The sequence below is a fragment of the Arcicella lustrica genome, from assembly GCF_034930985.1.
In the GTDB taxonomy this organism is placed as follows: Bacteria; Bacteroidota; Bacteroidia; order Cytophagales; family Spirosomataceae; genus Arcicella; species Arcicella lustrica.
In genome coordinates this window covers 314,551-340,189 of the sequence record NZ_JAYGIM010000008.1, presented here as the reverse complement: position 1 = coordinate 340,189, position 25,639 = coordinate 314,551, and the positions used below count along the sequence as shown (strand labels likewise).

General features: G+C 33.4%; 22 protein-coding genes and 1 rRNA gene. 10 read left to right on the top strand and 13 right to left on the bottom strand.

Annotated features, from left to right (window positions below; translation table 11 throughout):
• Position 1: 1 nt before the first annotated feature.
• From rrf to VB798_RS12205, 3 genes are all read left to right on the top strand, one after another.
• Positions 2–111: ribosomal RNA gene (gene rrf / locus VB798_RS12215) — 5S ribosomal RNA — on the top strand.
• 264 nt (positions 112–375) lie between these two features.
• Positions 376–3,225 carry a response regulator gene (locus VB798_RS12210; protein ID WP_323258747.1) on the top strand — a complete coding sequence of 950 codons (2,850 nt, stop codon included), beginning with the start codon at positions 376–378 and terminating at the stop codon, positions 3,223–3,225.
• A 94-nt stretch (positions 3,226–3,319) separates the two neighbouring features.
• Positions 3,320–5,497: a TonB-dependent receptor family protein gene (locus VB798_RS12205; RefSeq protein WP_323258746.1), complete on the top strand. Its 2,178-nt coding sequence runs from the start codon at positions 3,320–3,322 to the stop codon at positions 5,495–5,497.
• A 59-nt stretch (positions 5,498–5,556) separates the two neighbouring features.
• Here VB798_RS12205 and namA read toward each other — a convergent pair whose 3' ends face one another.
• Positions 5,557–6,627: an NADPH dehydrogenase NamA gene (gene namA / locus VB798_RS12200; protein WP_323258745.1), complete on the bottom strand. Its 1,071-nt coding sequence runs from the start codon at positions 6,625–6,627 to the stop codon at positions 5,557–5,559.
• 255 nt (positions 6,628–6,882) lie between these two features.
• Here namA and VB798_RS12195 point away from each other — a divergent pair, with 255 nt between their 5' ends.
• Both VB798_RS12195 and VB798_RS12190 read left to right on the top strand, forming a co-directional pair.
• A complete protein-coding gene (locus VB798_RS12195) occupies positions 6,883–7,653 on the top strand; it encodes an SDR family NAD(P)-dependent oxidoreductase (RefSeq protein WP_323258744.1) in 771 nt (256 codons plus the stop codon).
• A 119-nt stretch (positions 7,654–7,772) separates the two neighbouring features.
• Complete coding sequence (locus VB798_RS12190; protein ID WP_323258743.1) at positions 7,773–8,909, top strand: hypothetical protein; 1,137 nt, start codon at positions 7,773–7,775, stop codon at positions 8,907–8,909.
• Positions 8,910–8,962: 53 nt separating this feature from the next.
• On the opposite strand, the gene VB798_RS12185 is transcribed toward VB798_RS12190, so the two are convergent.
• Positions 8,963–9,514: a DNA-3-methyladenine glycosylase I gene (locus VB798_RS12185; RefSeq protein ID WP_323258742.1), complete on the bottom strand. Its 552-nt coding sequence runs from the start codon at positions 9,512–9,514 to the stop codon at positions 8,963–8,965.
• Positions 9,515–9,825: 311 nt separating this feature from the next.
• Here VB798_RS12185 and VB798_RS12180 point away from each other — a divergent pair, with 311 nt between their 5' ends.
• The 4 genes from VB798_RS12180 to VB798_RS12165 all read left to right on the top strand — a co-directional run bounded on the left by VB798_RS12180 (position 9,826) and on the right by VB798_RS12165 (position 17,130).
• Entirely contained in the window at positions 9,826–10,455 is a 630-nt protein-coding gene (locus tag VB798_RS12180) for an RNA polymerase sigma factor (RefSeq protein WP_323258741.1), read from the top strand.
• Positions 10,456–10,546: 91 nt separating this feature from the next.
• Positions 10,547–11,668 (top strand): FecR family protein, encoded by a 1,122-nt coding sequence (locus VB798_RS12175; RefSeq protein ID WP_323258740.1) that lies wholly within the window; start codon positions 10,547–10,549, stop codon positions 11,666–11,668.
• A gap of 280 nt (positions 11,669–11,948) precedes the next feature.
• Entirely contained in the window at positions 11,949–15,275 is a 3,327-nt protein-coding gene (locus VB798_RS12170; protein WP_323258739.1) for a TonB-dependent receptor, read from the top strand.
• A gap of 85 nt (positions 15,276–15,360) precedes the next feature.
• Positions 15,361–17,130 carry a RagB/SusD family nutrient uptake outer membrane protein gene (locus VB798_RS12165; protein ID WP_323258738.1) on the top strand — a complete coding sequence of 590 codons (1,770 nt, stop codon included), beginning with the start codon at positions 15,361–15,363 and terminating at the stop codon, positions 17,128–17,130.
• A gap of 142 nt (positions 17,131–17,272) precedes the next feature.
• On the opposite strand, the gene bla is transcribed toward VB798_RS12165, so the two are convergent.
• From bla to VB798_RS12130, 7 genes are all read right to left on the bottom strand, one after another.
• Positions 17,273–18,166 (bottom strand): class A beta-lactamase, subclass A2, encoded by an 894-nt coding sequence (bla, locus tag VB798_RS12160; protein ID WP_323258737.1) that lies wholly within the window; start codon positions 18,164–18,166, stop codon positions 17,273–17,275.
• Positions 18,167–18,247: 81 nt separating this feature from the next.
• Entirely contained in the window at positions 18,248–18,724 is a 477-nt protein-coding gene (locus VB798_RS12155; protein WP_323258736.1) for a nuclear transport factor 2 family protein, read from the bottom strand.
• Positions 18,725–18,777: 53 nt separating this feature from the next.
• Entirely contained in the window at positions 18,778–19,569 is a 792-nt protein-coding gene (locus VB798_RS12150) for a Fic family protein (protein WP_323258735.1), read from the bottom strand.
• A 99-nt stretch (positions 19,570–19,668) separates the two neighbouring features.
• Entirely contained in the window at positions 19,669–20,208 is a 540-nt protein-coding gene (locus VB798_RS12145; protein ID WP_323258734.1) for an NADPH-dependent FMN reductase, read from the bottom strand.
• A gap of 152 nt (positions 20,209–20,360) precedes the next feature.
• Complete coding sequence (locus VB798_RS12140) at positions 20,361–21,200, bottom strand: DUF3037 domain-containing protein (RefSeq protein WP_323258733.1); 840 nt, start codon at positions 21,198–21,200, stop codon at positions 20,361–20,363.
• Entirely contained in the window at positions 21,197–22,021 is an 825-nt protein-coding gene (locus VB798_RS12135) for a HipA family kinase (protein WP_323258732.1), read from the bottom strand. Before VB798_RS12135 ends, VB798_RS12140 begins: the two co-directional genes overlap by 4 nt.
• Before the next feature lie 135 nt (positions 22,022–22,156).
• Positions 22,157–22,885: a phytanoyl-CoA dioxygenase family protein gene (locus VB798_RS12130; protein ID WP_323258731.1), complete on the bottom strand. Its 729-nt coding sequence runs from the start codon at positions 22,883–22,885 to the stop codon at positions 22,157–22,159.
• Between the two features lie 37 nt (positions 22,886–22,922).
• Here VB798_RS12130 and VB798_RS12125 point away from each other — a divergent pair, with 37 nt between their 5' ends.
• Positions 22,923–23,171 carry a hypothetical protein gene (locus VB798_RS12125; RefSeq protein ID WP_323258730.1) on the top strand — a complete coding sequence of 83 codons (249 nt, stop codon included), beginning with the start codon at positions 22,923–22,925 and terminating at the stop codon, positions 23,169–23,171.
• A 53-nt stretch (positions 23,172–23,224) separates the two neighbouring features.
• On the opposite strand, the gene VB798_RS12120 is transcribed toward VB798_RS12125, so the two are convergent.
• The 4 genes from VB798_RS12120 to VB798_RS12105 form a co-directional block, all read right to left on the bottom strand.
• Entirely contained in the window at positions 23,225–23,845 is a 621-nt protein-coding gene (locus VB798_RS12120; protein ID WP_323258729.1) for a YdeI/OmpD-associated family protein, read from the bottom strand.
• 43 nt (positions 23,846–23,888) lie between these two features.
• Entirely contained in the window at positions 23,889–24,467 is a 579-nt protein-coding gene (locus VB798_RS12115) for a YdeI/OmpD-associated family protein (RefSeq protein ID WP_323258728.1), read from the bottom strand.
• A 194-nt stretch (positions 24,468–24,661) separates the two neighbouring features.
• On the bottom strand, positions 24,662–25,060 hold the full coding sequence (locus VB798_RS12110; RefSeq protein WP_323258727.1) for a hypothetical protein: 399 nt from the start codon (positions 25,058–25,060) through the stop codon (positions 24,662–24,664).
• A 154-nt stretch (positions 25,061–25,214) separates the two neighbouring features.
• Positions 25,215–25,616 (bottom strand): hypothetical protein, encoded by a 402-nt coding sequence (locus tag VB798_RS12105; protein ID WP_323258726.1) that lies wholly within the window; start codon positions 25,614–25,616, stop codon positions 25,215–25,217.
• Between the last annotated feature and the right edge of the window lie 23 nt (positions 25,617–25,639).

The following is a 25,639-nucleotide window of genomic DNA, read 5'->3' as shown; positions in this document are numbered from 1 at the left end:
ATGGGGTTGATAGGACTGGTGTTCACCTCTTCCCATCTCGAACAGAGAAGTTAAGCCCAGTTCCGTTGATGATACTGCAATCATATGCGGGAAAGTAAATAAACCCCAAAAATATTAAATGAAAAGAGCTACCTTAATGGGTAGCTCTTTTGCATTATACACAAATCAAAAAACAAAGCACCAAACCTCCATTATTAATACTTATCGAATATTTAAAATATCTTTGTACAAAAGAATTATTTAATATTCTTTTGCAGTCTAATATTAAATAAGCAAATTTCTACTTTATGTAGAATGAATTAACCAAGTATCCTGATGGAAAACTTCTTTTTAGAAATTCATAAATATAGGTACTTGCCAAAACGAAGTCAAAATATGAGTCGTATTATGCCGTATTATGTTTGTGAAAACAAGTACGCTAAGTGTAAGATGATTATGTTTGCTGTTTTATTCCTATCATTAATTACTTCTTTTAGTTTGCCTGCCGCCGAATATCATGCCAATGAAGGCGTTTTAGATTTAAGAAAACATAATTTCAAAAATGATAATGCTGATTTAAAAGGTCCTTGGGCTTTTTATTGGAATCAATTATTAAATCCAAGTGAAATTACCTCAAAAAAGACCCCAAATTATTATTCAGATTTAACCAAAGTATGGAATAAACATGAGGAATTAGATATTCCTTATAAGGCTTTTGGTGTTGCTACTTATACATTAGATTTAATTATTGACCATAAAAAAAATCCGTCACTGGCTTTTTTCCTTCCTGCTACTTACTGCACTTTTAATTTTTGGGTGAATGATGAGCTATTTGCCAAAAATGGTGTCGTTTCAAAGAATAAAGATGAGTATAAACCTCAATGGTTACCTATTCTTCGAGATTATAATGCTAATTCTGATACTTTAAAGCTAGTACTTCAGATTGCAAATTTTGAACATTACAAAGGTGGAATTTCTCAAATGATTGTTTTGGGTGACGACGAAGTCATGAAGGAACAAAGAGAAAGAGAAATTGCTTCGGATTTATTACTAACTGGAGTATTGTTTATGGGAAGTTTGTTCTTCTTCGGACTTTACTTTATGGGACAACGTGACCGAGAAATTCTGTATTTCGCACTCTTCTGTCTATTTTTTATCTATAGAATAATAGGAGTTGATAAGCAATACTATTTGCATCATCTTTTCCCAAATTTGAATTGGTATCTTACCATTTACATTGAATACTTTGCTATATTTTTCTGCATTTTTATCTTCACTTTGTTTTTGAAAGATTTATATCCTGATGAAACTCGTGATTGGTTTATTAAGTTTGTGAGTATTTCAAGTCTATTTTATATTGGGCTTTTAGTCTTTACCCCGATTTCTTTTTTCACACTTGCCTCTCAATTATTCTTGATTGTCGTCTTACTCTTTATTGTTTATAGTTTTTATGTCGCAATTCGAGCTTTGATGAACAAAAGAGTAGGGTCGAAATACGCTTTTTTGAGTTTTTTGTCATTAGGTATTGCTATCGGTTTGCCAATCCTGAGCTACCTAAAAGTATTAGATGCTTCTCCTTTTTACTTTATTTTTGGTTTTTTGGGTTTTATATTTTTTCAAAACCTGATTTTATCTTACCGATTTGCTTCTTCTTTGCGAAGAGCAAAAGAACAAGCCGAACAGGGTGGAAGAGCGAAATCTGAATTTTTGGCAAATATGAGTCATGAAATTCGTACTCCATTGAATGGTGTGATTGGTTTTGTAGATTTATTAATGAAAACCAAACTAGACAATACGCAAAAACAGTATATGTCAACTGTTTTTCAATCTGCCAATTCACTTTTAGATATTATTAATGATATTTTAGATTTCTCGAAAATTGAAGCTGGAAAATTAGAACTGTCGATTGAACAATACGATTTGTACAAACTTGGAGAACAAGTAATGGATATTGTTACTTATCAGGCAAATGAAAAAGGACTTGAGATTTTATTAAATATACAATCTGATATTCCTCGATTTATTTGGGTTGATTCTGTTCGTTTGCGTCAGGTTTTAGTAAATCTTTTAGGAAATGCTGTAAAGTTTACAAATTCAGGAGAGATTGAGTTGAAAATTTTCATTCTTAAAACAGATCTTGATAAAAATGTAAGATTCAGATTTCAAGTGAGAGATACTGGAGTTGGGATAGACCCAAGTAATCAGCAAAAAATATTTACTGCATTCTCGCAAGAAGATGCTTCTACGACTAGAAAATTTGGCGGTACAGGCTTGGGATTAACTATTTCTAATAAACTTTTGGGCTTGATGGGCAGTCAACTACAAGTAGAAAGTGAAATGGGAGAAGGAAGTACTTTTTTCTTTGATATTACTTTGAAAACCTTGGAAGGTGAAGCCGTAGAATGGAATAATGATTTAGATAAAGTTGAGAATATTTTAATTGTTGATGACAATGCCAATAATCGTGTGATTTTGAAGGAAATGTTGGCATTAAAATCTATTCATTCTGAGCAAGTAAGTAATGGGAAAGCTGCCATTGATTTGCTTCGTTCAGGAAAACGTTATGATGCCATTTTGCTAGATTATAAAATGCCTGAAATGAATGGTATTGAAACGGCAAGAAGTATTAGAGAAGACTTGAAATTATCTGTCGATACACAGCCTATCATGCTTTTATATAGTTCTTCGGATGATTATGAAATTACAAAAGCTTGTGAAGAATTGGGGATTAAACAACGTTTAGTAAAGCCAATTAAAATTCAGCAATTATATACTGCTCTTCATGAATTAATCAATAAAATAGAACCTGTTGAAAATGTTTATGTTGAAGAAAAACCTCTTGTATTAAAAGCAGAATGCAAATTTGGTAAGATTAAAATTCTTATTGCTGAGGATAACCCAATCAACATGATGTTGGCAAGAACAATTTTTAGTAAGCTATTTCCTGAGGCAAAGGTTATTGAAGCTGAGAATGGAAAAATAGCCGTAGAAAAATTTAAAGAGAATAATCCAGACATTATCTTTATGGACGTTCAAATGCCTGAAATTGGTGGCTATGATGCTACCAAAATTATCAGAGCACTTGAAAAAGAAGGAAAGAGAGTACCGATTATAGCTTTGACGGCAGAAACAATTGTTGGTGAAAAAGAGAGATGTATGGAAGCTGGAATGGATGATTATGTAACGAAGCCTGTTTTGAAAGCAACTATTGAAAAAACAGTGATAAAATGGCTGTTGAAAGATTAGAAAGATTCTAAATAATTAAGTCCTGATTGTTGGAATAAAAGACGTTTTTCCATAATTTTGGAAAAATAACACATTTAGCCTTTGATTCATCAATATGAAATACTTTTTCCTCCCCTTTTTAATAATTCCCTCCCTTATATTTGGTCAAAAAACGACAGTAGATTCTAACAAAGTTAAACAACTTGATGAAGTAGAAATCAAAGCCTATAGGCAGGATGAAAATAATCTAGGAGATGTTCATAATAGCTATATTTTTTCTGGGAAAAAATATGAAGTAATTGCTGTAAGTAACCTTAATGCGAATATTTCAGAGAAAACTGGCAGACAAATTTTTGCTAAAGTAGCGGGAGCTTTTGTGTATGATATGGATGGCTCTGGAAACCAAATGAATATTTCTACTCGTGGACTCGACCCACACCGTAGCTGGGAATATAATGTTCGCCAAAACGGAATTATGACAAATAGTGATATTTATGGCTATCCAGCCAGTCATTATAGTCCTCCGATGGAATCTATTCAAAAAATTGAATTGGTGCGTGGTACTGCATCTCTGCAATATGGAGCGCAGTTTGGTGGCATGATTAATTATATCACAAAACAAGCTGATTCAACAAAGAAAATCTCTTTTGAAAGTATTAGTTCAATGGGTTCGTATGGACTTTTTAGTACTTACAATGCCATTGGTGGAAAGATTGGAAAACTGAAATATTATGGATATTTCCAGAAAAGAGTTTCGGATGGTTATCGAAAAAATGCTAAATCAGATGCTGAGGCTCAGTTTTTAACCTTAGAATATGATTTTTCTTCTACATTGAAAGCGAAAGCTGAAATCGGAAGAAGTACTTACGTTTACCAAATTCCTGGACCATTGACGGACGAAATGTTTAACCAAAATCCAAGGCAGTCAACTAGAAGTAGAAATTACTTTAGTCCAGATATTATCGTTCCGTCGCTTTCTTTTGATTGGAAAATTAATGAAAGTACACAGTTAAATTGGATAAATTCTGCTGTTTTAGGGACAAGAAGTAGTGTACAAATTGTAGCTTTAGCAACTGTGCCAGATGTGATTGACCCAGCAACAGACCAATACAAAAATCGTCAGGTGGATATTGATAATTTTAATAGTTACTCTTCTGAATTACGTTTGACGAAGCATTATTCCATCGGAAACTTTAAAAATACTTTAGTTGGTGGCATTCGATACATCAATAATGATTTGCATCGCCAACAATTGGGAAAAGGAACAACAGGTACAGATTATGAATTAACTTTAGTTGACCCAGCTTGGGGAAGAGATTTACATTATAAAACACAAAATGTAGCTGTTTTTGTAGAAAATATCTTTTATGTTACACCACAATTTAATATTTCGCCAGCCTTTCGTATAGAAAATGGCGTTACCAAAATGTCGGGTTATATTAAGTATTTAGCTTCCGAAAAAGTGCTGAACGAGATTAAACACTCTTTCCCACTTTTTGGTGTGAATACTCAATATAAGTTGAACAATCATTTGAAAATTTATGGAGGTTGGTCGCAGGCATATCGTCCCGTAATTTTCTCGGATATTATTCCGCCAACGGCTTTGGATGTTACTGACCAAAACCTTAAGGATGCGTCTGGACACAATATTGAAGTTGGTATCAGAGGAAATCATAAACAAAAGTTGAATTTTGATATTACGTATTTCCAGATTGAGTACAATAACCGAATTGGAAGTTTGATTTTACCAGATGCCAACGGAAATAATTTTGTCTATAAAACCAATGTAGGAAGTAGTGTCACGAAAGGCTTAGAAGTATTTGTGGAAGCCAAACCGATTAAAACGAAAAACACTGAACTTTCTATTTTTACTGCAACTTCGTATTTTGATGCCAGTTATGTGAAAGGTTCGGTTACTTTGAATGGAGAAAACAAAAGTATTGTAGGCAATCGTTTAGAAACTGTACCGAAATGGATTAGCAGAAATGGAGTAACGCTTACACACAAAACATTGAGTGCTACTTTGCAGTATAGTTATGTGGCAGATAGTTATTCAGATGCCCTAAATACAGAAAAACCAAGTGTTGATGGTGCTAAAGGTTTGGTACCAGCATACAGCATTTTTGATTTTAATGCTTCCTTGAAAATTGCTCAGAATTATACATTTAAATTGGGAGTGAATAATTTTACTAATACACAATACTTTACCAAACGTCCAACGGGTTATCCTGGTGTTGGTGTTTGGAGTTCTGATGGAAGAAGTATTGTGGCTACTTTACAGTTTAAAATTTAAGTAAGTAGCATGAGTTTCCAACTCGTTTAAATAAACAACGAGTTGGAAACTCGTTCTACTTATCTGAATTTTCCACGTTCATATTGTACTGGCCATTGTACATCTTTTTGTCCTAATTCGGCGGCAGCTCTTAAAGGGAAATATGGGTCACGGAGTAATTCTCTTGCTAAAAAGATTAAATCGGCTTGTCCAGTTACAAGAATCGACTCTATTTGTGCTGAAGAAGTCAATAATCCCACAGCACCCGTTAAAATTCCTGTTTCTTTTTTGATATTTTGAGCAAATGATACTTGATAAGACGGAGCAATTGGAATTTTGGCAGTATGAATATTTCCACCCGTCGAACTATCAATCAAATCAACTCCAATACTTTTTAGAATATGAGCTAATTTGATAGAATCAGCTTCATTCCAACCGCCTTCTGCCCATTCTGTGGCTGAAATTCTGACAAATAATGGTAATGCTTCTGGCCAAACGGTTTTTACTTCTTCAATAATTTCTAATAAAAAACGAATTCTGTTTTCAAAAGAGCCACCGTATTCATCAGTTCGTTGATTACTTAAAGGAGACAAAAACTGATGAACCAAATAACCATGTGCTGCGTGAATTTCTACGACAGAAAAACCCGCTTCCAAGCTTCTTTCCGCAGCAAGTTTAAAATCATTAATAATCGTTTTAATTTCTGAATGGCTTAGAGCTTTTGGCAAAGCATAAGTATCATTAAATGGAATTTCGCTCGGAGCTACTACTTGCCAACCACCATCTGCTTCGCTTACTAATTTGCCTCCTTTCCACTGTGAAGAAACACTGGCTTTTCTGCCTGCGTGGGCTAATTGAATTCCAGCTTCTGCTCCGTTGGCTTTGATAAAATTGGTGATTTTTTGTAAGCCTTCAATGTGTTCATCTTTCCATAAACCTAAATCATCAGGTGAAATTCTACCTTCTGGAGAAATTGCGGCTGCTTCGGTAATGACTAATGCTGCTCCGCCAACGGCTCTGCTTCCTAAATGTACAAAATGCCAATCGTTAGCAAAACCATCAATGGATGAATATTGACACATCGGAGAAACAACAATACGATTCTTTAAAACAAGGTCTTTGATTTTTATCGGACTAAATAATTGTGACATATTAAGAGTTATGAATTGTGAGTGATGAATCTAAAATATCAATGGAACGATTTAGCGTGTTGTGAATGAATACTTTGTCTTATTTCTTACACGGAAATATCCATTTTTAAATTATAATGTAGAATTATCCATCATAGTTCAATTTTGAACGTTTGTATATTTGATGAGTAAAATCAAAATGGAGTTATAAAATCCAGATTTTTTGCTTATACTTATTTTAATATTCTATCAATTAACTAAACTTACAAAAAACACATGGGACGATTTTCAGGAAAAGTGGCTTTAATAACAGGAAGTAGTAAAGGTATTGGTCGTGCAATAGCTGTTCGTTTTGCCCAAGAAGGAGCAAACGTAGTAATAAACAGTAGAAATAATGATGAACACGTTGCCGAAACTATCAGACAAGTAGAAGAAACAGGAGCGAAGGTTCATTTTATTAAAAGTGATATTTCGAAAGTTGAAGTTGTGTACGCAATGGTCAAAGAAAGCGTAGAAGTATTTGGTAAATTAGATATTCTGGTGAATAATGCTGGCGTAGAAATTAATGCTCCTTTCTGGGAAGTAACGGAAAAAGATTATGATACAGTGATGAATATTAATTTGAAAGGAATGTTTTTCTTGACTCAGGCTTTTGTACGCTACATGATGGAAAATAAGGTTGTCGGAGTAATTGTGAATAATAGTTCTGTACATGAAGAACTACCTTTCCCGAATTTTACAGCATATTGTGCAAGTAAAGGTGCTATGCAAATGGTGATGCGAAATTTAGCGGTAGAATTGGGACCAATGAATATAAGGATTAATAATGTGGCACCGGGGGCAATCAAAACGCCAATCAATGCTGATTTATTAAGTAAACCTGAATTGTTAGGAACACTTCAAAATAACATTTCGCTTCGTCGTTTAGGTGAGCCTGAAGATGTAGCGGGTGTTGTAGCTTTTTTAGCTTCGGATGATGCAAAATATGTAACGGGTTCAACTTATTATGTAGATGGCGGATTGACTTTTCATTATACTGAGCAATAAAGATTCTTTATCTAATCTTACAGAGATTTAATCTCTTGATGCTTTAAACATCATAAAAAGAGCTACTTTTGCCATAACGTAATTAACATACACAGATAAATTAAATAGGATTGATACAAATGATTCGAGAGAAAATAGCTATAATATTAGAACAAGCTAAATCAAACAAGCTTGAGCATAAAACAATTTGGTGGATTATATTTAGCTCTTTCCTATTTATTTGGACGATACAAGAAAACCCACCAACCAATAAAAATGATTTGCATTATGGTTTGTGGAGTGTGATGTTGATGCAAGCAAAAGATTTGACAAATAACGAATTTTTGCAAAACATACCTTATGGTTATAACAGAGCCTTACGGCTGACAGTACCCGTTATTATCAAAATATTTTCGATTACTAGTCAGAAACAACTTTACATTATTCAGTTATTAGTGAGTTTTGTTTTTCAGTTACTTTTGGTAAAATTGGTTTATAGAATCAATAAAGGACATATTATCAATACTGTTTTGTTTTGCTTGGCATGTACTTATTGTTATTTTAGCAATACTGCTACGGGAGATTTATTTGGTCATGCGGATACTTTTGGCTTCTTTTTTATCCTACTTGCCATTTATACCAACAATCCATTTGTAGTATTTGTGAGTATGCTGGCTGCTATTTTTACGAATGAGCGTACTTTAATTATTGCTGTTCCTCCTGTGTGGTTTTGGTGGATTTTAAGTGAATCACCAAAGAAGAAAATGATGGTATTTGGAGCGATGCCACTTGCAGTACTTGGTTACTTTGTTGGTAAATATTATATGCTGAGTTTCCCAAATTTCAAGATGAGTCTTCCAAATGACTTTAGTCTTTTGTACTTAATCAGCCAGCATTCATTTTTCAGCATGTATGTTTTTTCGTTTAAAGGCTTGTGGGTTTTTGTTTTTTATCTTGTTTATCAATTTAAAAAATTGCCTTTATACTTGTTGCTAAGCTTATTTTTTTCGACAGCAGCCTTTGTCGTTGCTGACCAAACAAGAGGGATTTCATTTCTTTTTCCGCTATTTATATTGGTTTTGAGTCAGCTCAATAAAGTTGAAACTACGGAAACCATCAAGAAATTATCCATTTACTGTTTGATAGCGTCGATTGTTATTCCGAATATTGTATTTTATGGAGATCATCAATTAAGACCTTCTTTGCTCTACATTGCACTTGAGAAATTAGTGTTTACTCCTGTAGAAGCAATTGTGTCAAGTCTTATTCATCATTAATATTTCACGCTTTTCTTCCGAGGCTGGTCTTCTGACCAGCCTTGATAGAAAACTCAAATCGTTTGCAACCACATCGGCTGAGTTTTTAGTATTTCTTGATGAATAATACAGTTTTCGTCATGAGCGCCTAATAAATAGCCAGTACTCATCAAGAACTCATTCACAATTTCTCCGCCGGTGAACTTGAAAGTCTTTTTAAATAATTTTATCCACTCTTCTTTGGTTTTAGGATGATGAAAATTCAACCATTGTTTAAATGAACCATATTCTTTTTGAAGGACTAAAATAGTTTTGGCATTTTCTATAGCTGCATTTACTTTTAAACGATTGCGGATAATTCCTGCATCCGCCAAAAGTCTTTCTCTATCCGCTTCGGTATAAGCGGCGACAATTTCTATATTAAAATTATCATAAGCTTTTCTGAAAGATACTTCTTTCTTCAAAACTGTTTCCCAGCTTAAACCTGCCTGATTGATCTCAAGAACGAGCCTACAAAACAATTCGTTATCGTCGTCTATAGGAAAACCATACAGTTTGTCGTGATAGGCTTTATGCAAAGCTCTTCTTTCATCCGACATATATGTTATTGCGGTACAATATGACATGACAGTTTGTTTGGTGATAGTGTTTGAATGATTAGCAATATTAAATGATAATGGAAAATAACTTTCTTAAAAAACTGACACAACATTGGGCTTTTCGAAAGAGATAAAGTGTTATTGTTCCATTTTGAAACAATCTTGAAATTTTATTCAATATAAAATAAAATCATTTTTATCTAATCAAAAATAAAGACTATTGGGTTATTTCCTATCTTTCAAATTTCGTCAAATACTTTTAATTTTTTTTATCTGTTTATGTTTCTAAGAAAAATTGGATAATTTTAGCTTATTATTGAAGTATTTATAAGGTATTTATGATTAAAGTAGATAGAATTCCAAATAATGAAGCTGAATTAGCTCAGTTGTGGATCCGTTTTAGAAGTGGAGACGGAGAAGCCTTTGACAGAATTGCAGCTTTACGTTACCGAGAATTATACAACTATGCTACTCGTTTTACAAAAGATACTGAATTAGTAAAAGATTGCATCCAAGACCTCTTTCTTGAATTATGGTCTAGAAGAGAAAATCTGGTAGAAAACCCCTATGTTACTGTTTATTTGATAAAGTCGCTTCGAAATAATTTATTCAGAAAGTTAAAAATCCAAAAACGTTTAGGCGATTCCGTTGATATACAGGATGATGCTTATGCTTTTACGGATGGATTAACCGTTGAAAGTGAATGGATTGCTGAAGAGTTTTTACACGAAAGTGAGCAAACAATCCGTCAAGCAATTGCACAATTGCCTAAACGTCAGCAAGAAGTAATTTTCTTGAAATATTATGAAGGCTTATCAAATGAAGAAATTGCTTCAATTATGGATATTGAAAAGCAAACCGTTGCTAATTTCCTTTATCGTTCTTTAACACAATTAAAGAAACATTTACCTTCTATCATCAAATTGCTTCCAATGCCTCTTTTTAAATTACTTTGCCAGTTACAATAATTTTTTTTGAAAATAATTCATAGAAAAGGAGTATTGACAAATCATAACGTACTGTTTCAGTATATAAGGATTGTAAAATACAATTTTATCTATGCAAGATTATACTAATTACACTATAAAAGACTTCATTTTAGATGATTCTTTTTGCCGTTGGGTACTCAGAAATGCTTCTGAAGATGCAGTTTTTTGGGAAAACTGGATTCATGAGCATCCTCAACATGCTGAGGTTGTCGCAGATGCTTGTGACTTAATTAAAAAAGTACGTGATGCACAAGATAATTTATCTGAAAATGAATTGCGGGAAGAATTAAAGCGCTTGACAAAAAGCAGAAAAGAAATGGATGCGAGTCAAGTTGCTGTTAAAACAACACCAAAATTGTCATTGGCTTGGTTATGGAAAGTGGCGGCAATACTTGTTGTAAGTATTGCTGGACTTGTTTTTTATCTATCAAAAAATACCTCTTTACCTTTTGGAAATTATTCAGCGTATCAACAGCGTGTTGAAAGTAAGAAAGATTTATTTCAAGAAGTACTCAATGATGATAAAACACCTAAAGTCGTGACACTTCCAGATGGAAGTAAAATAATTTTAAAAATGGGTAGCCGTGTGAGTTTCCTTAAAGTTTTTTCAGAGAAACATCGTGATGTTTATTTGAGTGGAGAGGCTTTTTTTGATGTTGTGAAAGACCCAACAAAACCTTTTGTTGTTTATGCAAATGAACTCGCTACCAAGGTTCTAGGTACAAGTTTTACGATTAGTTCTTACGAAAAAGATAAAGAAGTAAAGGTAATTGTTAAAACGGGACGAGTATCGGTATTTTCATTGAATAAAGAACAAGAACCAGCCGAACAATTACTGACAGAAGAAGCACAATTGATACTTACGCCTAATCAGCAAGTGGTATTTAATCGTGATGAAAACCGCTTGAAGCGTTCTCTAGTAGCTATTCCTGAACCAATAAAACCGATTTCATCTGTTCATAAATCCTTAATTTTCGACCGTACACCTATTAGTCAAGTATTTGATTCACTCGAAGAAATTTATGGTATTTCGATGACTTACGACAATGAATTATTACTAAAATGCCAGCTTACAGCGGAGCTAGAAAAAGGAACACTCTTTGAAAAGTTAGACCTAATCTGTAAAGCTATTGAAGCCCGATATGAGCTAATTGACGGTCAGGTAGTAGTTTATGGAAAAAGATGTAATTAGTAAAGAACTCAATTAAAACAACCAAAACTTAATTAACTATGAAATAAAACAATCTACGATTATCAACCCCAAAAAAGCCGAAGATGCTCCAACATCTCCGGCTTGTATTTCCCCAATTTATTGCTGACAACAACTCCCAACTTTATAAAAGTTGGGCTGAGGGGATTTTTTGCTAAAATTTTAACAAAAGACCATTCAATTTATGAAAATTTTCACAGAATCAATCAAGATTTTTCTAAAAATCATGCGCTTTTCCTTTTACCAGGTTTTATTGATAGTTATGTGCAGTACGCTAGCGATTGCACATGAAAACCGTGGACAAGAATTTCTCAATCAAAAGATTACCTTGAAATTAGAAAATAAAGTACTGGAATCTGCCCTTCGTCAAATCAAGAAGGCTACTTCTGTAAGCTTTATTTACAGTCCACAGATGATTGGGGTTGATAGAACAATCTCAATTAATGTTCAAAATGAATCATTGAAAGAGGTTTTATCAAAATTATTGACACCGCTAGAAATTTCTTATGAAGTTTCGGGTTCAACGATTTTACTTAGGCATATACCCAAATCAAGTTTAATGTCATCTCATACGCTTAATTTTTTATCTATTACTTCACAGCTTGAAAAAACAGTAACAGGAACAATTGTCGATGAGAAAAACCAGCCAATGCCAGGCGTAAATATTGCTATTAAGGGAACGACAAGAGGAGTAACCTCGCAACCTAATGGCAAGTATTCAATCCAAGTTCCTAATGGAAATAATACTCTGATTTTTTCATTTGTGGGTTATCTGACACAAGAAATCACCATCAATAATAGAGCGCAAATTGATGTAGCGATGAATCTTGACATGAAAGCCTTGGATGAGGTTATAGTAGTAGGTTATGGCGAACAAAAGAAAGAAAGTGTAGTGGGTGCCATCACTACAGTAAAAGTAAATGATTTGAAATCTGCGGCGCCACGTTCGTTGAATAATGTTTTAGCAGGTAAAGTAGCAGGTGTAATTGCTGTTCAAAGAAGTGGTGAGCCGGGTTATGATGATGCTCAGTTTTGGATTCGAGGAATCAGTACATTTGGAGCAGGAGCTTCTCCGCTTGTACTTGTTGACGGTGTTGAAAGACCCATCAATAATATCGAGCCAGAAGAAATTGAAACTTTTTCAGTATTAAAAGATGCTTCTGCAACGGCAGTATATGGAATTAGAGGTGCAAACGGTGTAATATTAGTTACTACGAGGCGTGGCTCAAACGATAAACCTACTATTAATTTCAAATATGAAACAGGTGTAAACTCTGCAACGAGTAAACCAAAATTTGTGGATGCACCAACTTATCTTGAATTATACAACGAAGCTCAATTGGCTTCAAACCCTAATTATGTAACGCCTTATACGCCAGCTGTCATTGAAAAATATAGGTCAGGAGCAGACCCATATTTATATCCAAATGTTGATTGGTTGGGTTTAATGCTTAAACCTAATTCAAAAACAAGGAGAGCAAATTTAAACATTAATGGAGGTTCGGCTTCTGCGAAATACTTTATTTCTGCTACTTATTACGATGAGTCTGGTATCTGGAATGGCGATAACTTGAATACTTATAATACCAATGCAGGTTTGAAAAGATATAATTTCAGAGCAAATACCGATGTTAAATTAAGCAAAAACACCGAATTGAAATTAGGTCTTGGCGGTATTTTGATTACTTCTAATTATCCCGGTGGTGGAAGTTCAGCAAGTATTTGGAACGACATTATGTTCAACACTCCCGTTGGTTATTCGCCAACTTATCCACTGGCAGATAGTAAGTCAGGCTTTGTTTATGGTGGTGTAAACGGAATTGCAAATCCATATACTTCTTTAACAGGAAAAGGCTTTGCTACAGAATGGCGAAATAATATTCAGTCTGATATTACAATCAATCATGATTTATCAAACTTGGTTAAAGGCTTGAAAGTTTCAGCAAAGTTTGCATTTGATGGTTATAATTTCCATAATATTCAAAGAACCAGAGCTAATGTTGATACTTATATCGCTACTGGAAGAGCCGCTGATAGTACATTGATTCTCAATAAATTCGTAACAGGGAATGCAGATTTAGGCTTTGCTAAATCATCAGGAGGTAATAGAAGAATTTATATGCAAGCAAATCTTAACTATGATAAAACGATTGGCAATCATTCAATTAGTGGACTTGTTTTGTATAACCAACAAGATTATCAAAGTGCAGATGCTAACGATGCCATCAGTGCTTTACCTTCAAGGCTACAAGGTTTGGTGGGACGTATCTCATATAGTTATAAATCAAAATATTTCTTTGAATACAATGCTGGTTATAATGGTTCTGAAAACTTTGAGAAAGGAAAACGCTTTGGCTACTTTCCTGCTTATGCAGTCGGTTGGATTATCTCGCAAGAACCTTTCTTCCGTAATAATTTATGGCTACAATATTTGAAAGTAAGAGGTTCTTATGGCAATAAAGGAAATGACCAAATCGGTGGACGTAGGTTTGCTTATTTGACGACAGTAGGAGGAGGAAATGGAGGATATAATTTCGGGATTGATGCTAATAACAGCTTTGGAGGAAGAGGTGAAGACCAATGGGGTGCTGACCTTACTTGGGAAAAAGAAGTAGAAACAAACATTGGATTAGAAGTACGCTTTTTAAGAGGATTCTATTTACAAGCTGATGTTTTCAAAAGACATCGTACTGGAATTTTTATGCAAAGAAATTCACTTCCAGCCATTATGGGGCTTCAGAATAATCCTTGGGGAAATATCGGAGAGTTTGAAAACAAAGGGGTTGATGGGAGTTTAGAGTATAATAAAAAAGTTGGAAATGTAAGCCTTACTTTAAGAGGAAATGTAACATACACTAAGAACAAATTATTGAATGATGATGCTCCAGATTGGAAATACACTTATCAAAATAGAAGAGGAAAACGTTATCAACAACCTTTTGGATTAATTGCTGAAGGACTGTTTACAAGTCAAGAAGAGATTAAAAACTCACCAACTCAAACATTTGGTGCTGTGCGTGTTGGAGATATTAAATACAAGGATTTTAACGGAGATGGTGTCGTAGATTCATTTGATGAAGTGGCTATTGGTAACCCTTCTACTCCGGGTACAATATATGGTTTTGGTTTTACGGTTGGCTATAAAGGTTTTGATGTTTCTGCTTTCTTCCAAGGAGCACAAACGATGGACTTTATGCTTGGTGGAACGGGATGGTTCCCTTTTGTTGAGGGTGGAATTCGTGGAAATGTAAACGTCAATGCTACAAACCGTTGGACGCCCGAAAACCCAAGCCAAGATGTAATTTTTCCAAGACTTTCCTTTGGTCCTAATAATAACAATTATCGCTCTTCAACGTGGTGGCAACGAGATGCTAGTTATCTACGTTTGAAATCGGCAGAAATCGGTTATACACTTCCTAAAAAATTCACTAAAAAGTTAAATGTGAACACTTTTAGAGTGTATGCTTCAGGATTTAACTTACATACGTGGAGTGGCTTTACTTTCTGGGATCCAGAATTGGGTGATGGAAGAGGTTCTGTATATCCTATTCAAAAGAACTTTAATGTAGGAGTAAATATCAATTTGTAGAACTAGTTAAATAGTAAAAATAAAAGAAATACTATCTGTTGAAATTTTAAGAAAACAGATAATTCCTTCTAATAAGAATAAGATTATGAAAAGACTATCTATATTATCTTTTGCTGTATTGAGTGTTTTTTGTTTCTCTTGCAGTGACTATCTGGACAAACAACCAGATGATATGTTGACGATTAATGATGTTTTTACAAAAAGACTAGAAACAGAGAAATACTTGGCAAGTATTTATAGCTTTTTGCCTGACGAAGCAGGGCCTTATGATAACCTATCGCCCATTTCTGATGAAGCGGATTTTGTTTGGACAGGCATTGGAGCAAATAATATCAATACAGGAAACTGGTCGCCAACCTCTATTCCCTATAATCCATATACCAATTATTATAAAGCTATTCGGTCGGCATCAGTATATATCAATCAAGTAGATAAATGCCTTGAATGCGAAACGGTAACACCCGGAATTAATATAAGAACCAAAGCGGAGGCTCGTGCTTTAAGAGCATACTATTATTTCTTATTGATTCGCCAGTATGGTCCAGTAGTCATTTTACCTCAAATTATTCCTGTTGATGCTTCCAATACTGATACGCAACTACCAAGAAATTCTTATGAAGAATGTGTGAAGTATATTACTACTGAATTGGATTTAGCAGCGAAAGAACTTCCTACTGTTCAAACCAATGTTAGAGAGTATGGGCGAATGGACCAACGAGTAGTAATGGCGATAAAAGCAAGAGTCTTGTTGTATGCTGCAAGTCCGTTATTTAATGGTAATAACCAAGATTTCGAAGATTTTAAGAATGCCAAAGATGGTAAAAAGTTAATTACCAATACCTACGATGCCAACAAATGGAAATTAGCAGCAGAAGCCGCCAAAGCTGTAATTGATATGATGCCAACTGGTTTGTATAAAAAAATGGATGCGAATGGGCAATTAAATCCTCTGACTTCCTATCGTGATTTATTTGTTGACCGTTGGAATAGCGAAGTAATTTGGGCTAGACCAAGTACTCGTACCAATGAGTTTACACAACATGCAGCACCTCGCCAAATGAAAGGTTGGAATGGTTTAGGAATTACCCAACAAATGGTTGATGCCTATCACATGGACAATGGAAAGCTTATCGTCGAAGCTGGTTCTGGTTATGTTGAGTCTGGTTTTTCTACGGCTAATACAAAATATACTAAAGTAGGCGATTGGAATATGTATCTCAACCGAGAGCCACGTTTTTATGTATCTGTATTGTATAATCATGACGAATGGCCTTTTAGTGGGAGTTCTTCATACACGCCAATTCAATTGTATGCAACAGGACTTTCTGGAAGAAATGGCTCGCATGATCATACCGAAACGGGTTATCTTTTAACCAAATTTGTCAGTGCCGATAGCGATGTTCCCAATGGTCGTTATACGCAACAAGCATGGATATTTTTCAGATTGGGCGAAATGTACTTAAACTATGCCGAAGCCTTGAATGAGTATAGTGCTGGAAATGCAGATATAGCAAAGTATGTAAATCTAATTCGTGAAAGAGCTGGACTTCCTGAATTGCCTACTGGTCTATCTCAAGCTGAAATGCGAAAAAGAATTCAACATGAAAGAAGAATAGAATTAGCTTTTGAAGGACATAGAGTATTTGATGTTCGTAGATGGAGAATTGCTGATGATACTCAAGGCGGACCTATGTATGGAATGAATGTTAACAAAGGAACAAATTTTAATGATGCTGATTTCTACCAAAGAGTGGTATTTGAAACTCGGGTTTTCCAGAAAAAACATTACTTCTGGCCAATTCAACAATCAGAAATTGATAGAAATAGGCAAATGCTACAAAACCCAGGCTGGTAAAAATATTAACCTAAATAACTATGAATAAAACAAGATGAGTAGGTGCAAAAGCACAATTTGTTTTGTAATGAATGATTGATTTAGCCCAAACGATTTATAATTGTTTGGGCTTTTGTATTAGATCTGTCACCAATTTTCTTTGCTATTTAGTGACGAAGTAATCACAAGCTAATTTTGAAATATCTGCAATTATTTTCTCATTGCTTTCTGTATTTTCTTTAGAATTGGTTACAAATACACTGATGGCAAAATGTTTGCCATTGGGTAAAACAACGATTCCAATGTCATTTACGGCTGAAGTAATACCTTCTTCATTTGTATCAGAAGTTCCTGTTTTATGAGCAACTACAGAGCCTTTAGGTACTTGTGATTGGATTCTCTTTTTTCCCGTTGGCGAATTTGTCATTACTTCCCACAGAAAATCAAAATTGGCTTTGGAAGTAATTTTTTTACTGTAAAATATTTTTAACAATTCCGTAGCCGCCATCGGTTTAGTCCAATTTCCAAACTGAACATCCCACGCTTTGTGCATGTCTTCTTCACTGGCTACGATTGCTACTTCTTTAATGCCTATTTTGTGGATATAATCGTTTACTGTTTTGGGGCCACCAATCAATCTTAATAAAATATCACAACCATTATTATCACTTTCACCAACAGTATATCGGATGATTTCGGCAATGCTTAATGAAACATTCGCATTTGGATATTTTTCTCTAATCGGACTCCAAGTATTAGGAAGTAAATCACTCGGTTTAATAAAAATCTTTTGATTGAGTTTGAACTTACCTTTATCCACTTGGTTTAACACTGCCAAAGCAATATGAAACTTAAAAACACTTTGTAAAGGATATTGCAATTCATTATTCACTGTAATACTTTCTTTACTTTCAAGTCCATAAATTGCCACACCGACGGTAGCTTTTTTAGTGTTAATGATTTGTTCAATATTTGCTTTTAAAACATTTTTCTGAGAGAAAACCGAAGAAGTAATCAGCGTAAAAAGTAAGGATACTGCAAAAATTAGTTTGTTCATGATTGTTGATTGAAAAGGTTTAAATGGTAAAATTGGTTATTTTTCTTCTGAAATTACATGAAGAAAAATGATATAAGATATTTATGGATTTAAAATAGCTGTTTGTCCATTTAATAATTTCCATCCATTAGTACGCTTTACGATTACTCCTGTTTCTATAAGATGAATGTTGGTTACTTTGCCTGATGTGTCTGTCATTGTAGCAATCAGTTTCCCTGTATAACTGGCAAGCTGATTGTTAAGAGGAAAAATTTGTAATGATTTGAATGAATTATCAATACTTTTAAATTGTGGAGCATTCTGTTTTAAAACGGATACAACACTATCATAAGTAATGGCATTTGAATAGCCCGGAGGAACCCAAAAGAAATCAGCAGAATTGTCTAAATAGTCCAATTCTGCTAATAATCCTTTTTGCCTGATGTCATTATAATAATTATCAAGCATTTGTTTTGCTTCCTGTTTAATCAGCTTCTTTTCGTTGTTGCTCAAGGTATTTGCTTGTTTACAAGAAGAGGTTAGCCCAAACATGAAAAATATCAATGCTGTTTTTTTCATATTCATTCTGTGTTTTCATTGGAAATATACTTTAGAACAAAAGTATTTATGGCTTAACCTTCATTGATAATGAGTGACTGAGGAAGCATTGCTAAAAATGACAATGATTTGGAATAATCCAAGCTTTGATACTCCAAGCCCAAAAGTCTTATATTTTTGTAATAAGTAGAATGTTGCAGATAATAGTTTTTTTCAGACTGGATAAGCCAAGCTTTTTCTCCTAATTTCTCTGCTAAAAACCATTTTTCAATCAATCTTGATGTCCTACCGTTTCCGTCATTAAAAGGGTGAATTTTTACGAATACTAAATGTAAAAAAGAAGCATAATAAAATACTTCTTGAACACTTAAATCGACAGATAAAAGAAATGCTAAATCTGTATAAAATTTATTCATTTCGCTCTCTACAATAAAGGGAGATGCGGCAACATATTCTATTCTACCATCATTGGTAGTAACATACATATTGCTTGTTCTTGCCTTTCCTTGTTTGTTGGTTGGCAATAAGTGCTTCGTTAAAATTTTATGGACTTCTTCAATATTCTCTTGATTGCAAGAATTAGATTTAGCAAACTGATAGGCATTGTATAAATCATCAATTTTTTGGGTATAATCAGGTAAAAACTCAATGCCAAATCGTTTGTGTTTTATATAAGAATCTAATTCAATTGACTCTCCTTCTATTTTTGAAGAAAATACAGCTGATACTGAAGTGTAAAAACTAAAATTGTCAATAGTCAACTCGCTTTCTTTCAGTAATTTGTAAGTATTTAGTGTGTTGTTATCTACTAACTTACAGTATTCAGTAAGTAGTTCGTCATTTAATATTTCCAACTTTTTATTCATCAATAAAATGTGTTTATCAATACCGCTAATATAAACTTCCTTTATTGATTTTTAGAAAAAATAATTTTAGAGAAATAAAAGCTTTAATAATCTATGTGTTTAACCTAAGAACTCAGCCTTTATTTTTTCAATTTTTGAAGCAACTTCTGCTGCGTATTCACTGTTAGTAATTCCTTCACCTTCTACAAAATTCTTGTTATAACTTGGTAAAGAAAAAGTATCCAGTACTTTTCCACCACTAAAAGGCATTCTGTTTTTAGCAATCTCCATGACACTTGCGCCACCTCTTGGACCAGGCGAAGTAGATAACAAAAACATCGGTTTATTGCCAAATACTGGGCGACCTTGAATCATAGAAACCCAATCGAAGATATTTTTGAAAGCAGTAGTATATGCTCCATTGTTTTCTGCAAATGAAATCAATAAAAAATCACAGCTATCTATTTTTTGAGCAAAATCAGTTGCCAATGAGGGAATGCCATCTTTGGCTAATTTATCTACACTAAACAAAGGCATTTCATAATCATTCAAATCCAAAATTTCGATGTCGTGTTCATTGAAAAAAGAAGCAACGTGTGTAACTAATTTTTTATTAATGGAAGCGCTACTATTACTTCCTGCGAATGCAAGTATTTTCATTGTAAGGTTGTTGTGTTAAAAATTGTTTAATTATAAGTAATATGTTATTTGAACCATTTTCTATTAGGGGGAATAACTAAAACAGCTGGTATGATTTTATTCATATCAGCTGTTTTAATTATGTCTCACACTATTATCCATGAAAGTGATTTTTATGAATTATCATCATGTTCTAGTATTTGATTACTGATTTTTTGGGCAATCAGTTCTGCATCCGATTCCAAGACTACATCAACCTCTACAAAATCAGAATTTTGATCAAGAGATTGTTTGATGAAGTCATTTAATTTTTGATGGCTATCGGATAGTGTTGCCAGAAAAGTTATATGAATCTTTTCATTACTTGTGTCCATCTCCCTTAAAATACCTGACCAGCGATATACCTTATTTTTTATTGCATCACTACTGTGGAGATTAAATGAAATGGGTTGATAGCAATGCCAAATTTCGTTTTTCCAGGATTTGTCAAATAAAAAGCTATCGTTTTTTGTACTCACTTCATGTGAAGTAAGTCGATTGGTTATCCTATATTTATCGAAATAAGATTTATATTTTTTCCTCCAAACATCTTCATCACTTAATGTATGTTCGCTCGTTTTATCTAAATATTTTTCTACTAAATCATGAAATAAATCGCTAATAGCTGTATCAATTTCAATATCAATAGCATGTCTAACTTCTGTAAGTATTAGTGCACTATCGTCTTGAGGTAGAATAGATTTTGTGATAATAGATAAATTTTCAGAAGGACGAAACAAACTTGTCAATTGGCTCGAAACTTCTTTTATTGAGCTCTCAAAATTTTTCGCAATTTTAGCAATAAACTTACCATTGGCATTTGGGAACATTGCTGTTATACGACCGTATCGTTGACTGACAGATGCCTTTAAAAATAATTCATCGGGCGAATATACCACTACGCCCAAATTTACGAACTCGCCAGTAAACTGGTCATGGACGTATCTAAGTATTTGGTATTGGTATTTTTTCATGTTAGTAATACTTTTGTAAGTTGTTCTGCAAATGTTTTTCTATGTTCTGTAATTACTTTTAAATATTCTTTTATCTCTTGTATTTGTTCCGAATACCATTCATTAGGGATGAATTTTGAAACTCTTTTCCAAAAATAGTCGTCAATCTCTAGAAAACGTTCAGTAAACTCATTAAAATCTATATTACTATTTCTAAGATATGGATAAAAATGATGCTTTTCATACATCTCTCTTTCTGCTTCACCGAGAACCCAAGGTGTTTTATTACGTAGAAATGGTAATAACATTATGAATGAAAATGCTAGTTCATGGTCATATATCATAAAATTATTCCCGTTTGTGAGAACATTTGGTTTTCCTGCCCCTCTATCAGCGTTAGAAATAAACATATCAAAGGCAAAGATTTGTTTTGCTTCTTCGAGAAGCTGACTTGACAATAATGATTTTCCATTTGGGAGTTCCATATAGCCTTCTACATAAACTGAACCATAGTTGATTCCAATGCTATTTCTGGCATTTTGATAGCCGTTTCGTCCAGCGATGGAATCAACAAATTCCTGATTAATATTCACTAAAACTGGTTCCGAAACATTCAACCCTAATTCTTTGCCAATCCAAACACCTAAAATCTCATAGCATGCAGATGAGGGACTCATTCTAGGGGCTTTCATAAATTTAACAACATATTGATTTCTTGCACCTGAATCTATATCAACACCTCTGATAAGCATTGGCTGGGTAGTACCACTAGTCAATACATGAGACCCTGATAAGGCCATAATGTTCGGTAATGAATAATTTGTGTCAGTAATTTTTAACATTTTTGATAATCAATATATTTATGTGCGTAACTATTTAAAGATAATTAATTCCTTAAGCAATATACAAATAAAGCTTTGGGAAGGTATTATTATTTATTAGACTTATTGGTTTACTTTCTACATATTTCTAACATACTAAATATCCACTTTCATCCATTCTGCCCATTGTAATGATGTTGGCAAAGCAATGTTTGAAAACTCTATGTGGATTACTCTTCTTTTCTGATTATTGGTTGTTCTACTCGAACTATGTAAAAGTAAGGGTTTCATTATCATTAATCCGCCTTGTTTAACATTACAAGTTGTTTCACTTTCTTTCGACCAATCAATGTGTTCTGGTCTGTAAATTTTTTTGGTGTGAGATTTAGGTATTACTCTTAATGCACCATTGTTTCCGTTTGTATCATCCAAATGAATTCTTATCGTTACGATATTCTCCAAGATTTCTATGGGTGGCTGAACGGCAAATTGATTTTGCTTTACTGTCCAAGGACCAAAATTTTCCATTTCTAATTTCTTATCTACCGAAATCGTTAAATCTTGATGATAAGGAACATACCAATTGGAAGTTTCGGGCTTATCGAAATAAATACTTTTCACCACAAAGAAATCCTGACCAAAAAGTTGGCTGATTAACTGTGTTAGATTTTTATTAAAGATAAGTGAATGTGTAGCAGGAACTTCTTTTAAAAACTGTCTAATAGCAAATAAATCTGCCGATTTCCTAAATGTCGCTTTAGAATTATCTATATTAACAATCAATTCTAATATCTGTGTTACTTCATCTTCGGTGTAAATGTTCTCAACTATGGTAAATCCTTGTTCTGAAAGTTGTTCTTGATGAGGCTGAAAGATGTTGTCCATTTTAATAAATAGTATCTAAATTTAAAATACTTCTTGTATGAATTATAAAGGAAAAATAGGCTTAACAAAATTTGTAAAGTACTTTTTCTATGTTTTCAAAGCTATAAATTTAATCGCCATTCTTATTATTTATGCCATTTATATCATCTATATTACACCAGAGAGCTTAGGCATTATCTCAATTACTATATTAATATTAATGTCTGGGGGGGCATTTTTAATCATTTACATCGCTGAACAACTCTTTCTATTGATAGCAAGTTATTTTGAAGATTCAAGAAAATGATAGTGGAATTAGTGTCTTTCAGACTAATTCAAAATAAACAATGTACTTATTCCTCATTCATTAAACCCCTTCCCATCAAGAATTTGTGGAATACATTTTTCTACTCTTGCTTCTCGTGTTTTGGTTTGTTTGGGTTGAGAAAAATGTAATAAGTAGGCTCTTTGTCGACCCGGAGTTAAGGCTTCGAAGGCGGTTTTTAAGGCTGATGATTCATTTAATTTCTGTTGGAATTCTTCTGGAATGATAAATTCTGTTGGCTTTTTAAACGTTACTTTCAATCCTGCTTTTTCTACTTCAATGGCTTCGTAAATATAGGCTTTCAAAATGGCTTTGTTTTCAATTATGTCTCGGACATTCGTAAAGCGAATCAAACGTGCTGATTGTGTATTTTCCCCAGGTTTCATTAAAATGCCATCGCTGTCATGCAATAAAGCTCCTTTGAAAAAACTAATGGCACAATATTCGTTAAATGCAGCGATTAAAACGGTATTGACTTTCTGAAAAGTGTAACAAGGAACTCCCCACTTTAATTCTTCCGTCAAATCACATTCAAGAACAATTTTTCTTAATTGCTCCAATTCAGCTTGCCACTTATTGACTTTACATTCGGGTGTATTTCCAAGTGGACAACGCCCACAACCTTCTGTAAAATATACATCAACCTCAGGATTCATGCTATTGCTTATTAGTTAAAGAAATGATTTTAGGAAGCTGTTTTCAATCATTCAAGCCTTTTCCATCCAGAATTTGTGGAATACATTTTTCTACTCTTGCTTCTCGTGTTTTGGCTTGTTTGGGTTGAGCGAAATGTAATAAGTATGCTCTTTGTCGTCCGGGAGTGAGGGCTTCAAAGGCTGTTTTTAAGCTTGAAGATTCATCCAATTTCTGTTGGAACTCTTCTGGAATATTGTATTCGGTCGTCTTTTTTAGCTCTACTTTCAGCCCTGCTTTTTCTACTTCGATGGCTTCATAAATATAAGCTTTCAAAATAGCTTTATTATCCACAATTTCCCGAAGATTGGTAAAGCGAATTTGTCTGGCAGCCTGCACATTTTCAGTTTGTTGAATCAATAATCCGTTGGCATTATCTAATAAAGCCCCTTTCATAAACAATAAGGCACAATATTCTTTAAAATCATGGATTAAAACGATGTTACTTTTTTGAAAAGTATAACAAGGAACACCCCATTTCAACTCTTCAGTTAGTTCACATTCAAGAACAATTTTTCTTAATTGTTCCAGTTCTTCTTGCCACTTTTCGGCTTTTGTAAAATAAAAATCAACTTTAGGATTCATGTTTATTTCATGTCAAATAGTTCGTCGTTTAAAATTAATTTTTGTTTTCGTATTTGTAGCGATTTAGACATTATTTCATTTAGTTAAACCTATAAGGATTTACATAATTATCTAATAATGAAAATTTTAAACTCAAATCCTTATAGGTTTATATTCTCAATTGATTTATTCCTGATACTTATTGATAGATTATTTCATTTTGGAACAAAAATTAAATGGCTAAAAATAATAGAATCGCCATTACATTCCCCTAAAAAACGGGTAGATTTTGTTAATCCTATATTACCTTTTGGTCCAATACGATACATATTACAATCATTTTGATTTGGGTCGGTAATTTGATAATCTCTAGCAAATAAAAAATTACCATTGGCATCTGTTTTAAAGCTCAAGGAATCTAATAGTTTAGTTGGCATAAAGACCATCGATTGGACTTTGTCAAAATACAATGAAACATTAGGAATAGGATTCCCAAGCGAATCAACGGTTCTTCCCTTAAAATAAAATGTCTGAACTTTAGGGACAAAACCATCAATACAAGAAGTAGCATACACAGCCAACAATAACGTGAAGACAATAGAGAACTTTTTCATTTTTTGAGTGTGTTTTTGGATGAGGTTAAGCTTTTGATTGGGTATTCCTGATTGTTTTTAGTTTACTTGTGGCTTGAACTTTTACTATTTCTTTTCAAAAGTAGTATTTTAGGTACATTAACGCTTTGCTTCATACTTAAACTAATTGAGATTATTATTCGCAAATTTTATCTACATCAATGTATTTTTTATCATTCATAAACATCATATTTCCTTTATTGCTTATTTCAATTTGCTTGATTTTAATATTTGACTTAAAATTTTTGGGTATTGTTGCCAAGACATAGGTATAAATAAATAGCGTATCTTTTTCTGCTTTTAAATAAATCGGAAAATATCCATCGTAAGTTATGTCTGTTGTTGTCAATGGTTCGTGAGGAACTATTGGTTTTTTATTTTTAGAAATTTTAACAGTTCTACTGTTACCGTTTAAACCCCAATAAACAGATTTTACATATAACTTTTCATTGTTGACTTGGTAAAAACAATTCGTATTGGTAGATTCTATACAAGAGAAATGAGTAAATAAGATGAAAGTTAGAATTGTTTTTTTCATTGTAGTTATCGAAGGACGAATTA